Source organism: Exiguobacterium artemiae, assembly GCF_033342815.1.
Classification (GTDB): Bacteria; Bacillota; Bacilli; order Exiguobacteriales; family Exiguobacteriaceae; genus Exiguobacterium_A; species Exiguobacterium_A artemiae_A.
Genome location: NZ_JAWPEN010000038.1, coordinates 1 through 1,362, shown reverse-complemented (window position 1 = coordinate 1,362; position 1,362 = coordinate 1). Strand labels below are relative to the sequence as shown.

The window sequence follows — 1,362 nt, the reverse complement described above, 5'->3', positions numbered from 1 at the left end:
TATTGGAATCCACGATCGCTATGTAGAAGTGGTTGACTTTCTGGTGCGCCCTGTAGGGCGCGTTCAAGCGTATCGAACACGAGCTGATTATTATTCGAATGACCGATGACGAACGAGCGAATGGATCCGTCGTGCAGGTCGAGAATGGCACTCAAATAGGCCTTTTCAGAGGCCCCGTACTTTAATTCTGTGACGTCAGTCACCCATTTTTGATTCGGTTCTGCCGCATGGAAATCACGATTTAAGATATTTTCTGCCGTCTGCTGTGGAAAGGTCCGGACATATTTTGATCGTTTTCGACGGATTACACAGTAAATCCGGGCAATTCGCATCAATCGACGGACACGTTTATGATTGACGTTTCGACCGAAACGTCGTTTCAGATTCAAGGACATGCGACGATATCCATAGATGCCACCAACCGCATCATGAATCGCGTTCATCTCTTCGATAATCAACGTGTTCTCAGCTTCCCGTATCGTAGGTATACGATTCAACCATTTGTAGTAACCGGCACGTGAAATTCCTGCGATGTCGCATAGTGATACGATGGAGTAACCGAACTGCTTTGTGAGTAATTGAATGGCTTCGTACTTATCATGATGATGAACCTGGCTTAACGTCGCCTCCTCTCGATTTCCTCTAACTTTTTTAGGAAGGAAAGCTCCATCCGGAGAAGCTCGTTCTCCTTCTCGAGTCGCTTCTGCTCGATGACGGAGCGTTCTATTTCAGTCAGTTCTTCTTCCGTCTTCTTCCGTCCACGCCGATCGATAAGTGCGTCTACGCCATCACTTTCATACTTTCGAACCCAACCATAGAGTTGTTGGTAGGAGACCCGATGGGTCTGTGCTACTGTTTGATAATCTTTACCCGATTGAATGCAGTCGAGCACTGCGGCTACACGTTCTTCAAATGTAGTGCTTCTTCCCTTGGTCATAGAGGAGTTCTCCTTTAAAAATGTCTTCTGTTCTCTATGACTATTATAGTTCGCTATCCAACTTCTAAGCACGCTTCTGCTGGAAATATTGAATTTCAGGGTGGCACTTGTCAGAGACTCACGGCCTTCCAAAACATCACGTACAGCTTGAATTTTCAGTTCCTTCGAGTATTTTGCCCATCTTTCTCGAGTTTCCAAAGACTCAATACCACCATGATGATAAACGCGCATCCATTCTCTAAGCGTCGTTACCGAGAGCTCGAAGAGCGCTGCGACTTCTCGTACCGTGTGATATCCTTCTTCACATTTCTTGATAATTATTAATTTTTCAGCAGCTGAATATCTATATTTATACACAGAAAAAGCTCCCTTCAAAAGTGGACAGTTTTATTATTTCAACTGTCTACTTTTGTGGGAGCATATCA

General features: G+C 44.7%; 2 protein-coding genes. Both read right to left on the bottom strand.

Translation table 11 applies throughout. The features are described from left to right. On the bottom strand, positions 1 to 584 hold a 584-nt coding region (locus R7V76_RS16595), incomplete at its 3' end, for an IS3 family transposase (RefSeq protein WP_318094351.1). A 32-nt stretch (positions 585 to 616) separates the two neighbouring features. After that, positions 617 to 1,294 carry a helix-turn-helix domain-containing protein gene (locus tag R7V76_RS16590; protein WP_318094350.1) on the bottom strand — a complete coding sequence of 226 codons (678 nt, stop codon included), beginning with the start codon at positions 1,292 to 1,294 and terminating at the stop codon, positions 617 to 619. Between the last annotated feature and the right edge of the window lie 68 nt (positions 1,295 to 1,362).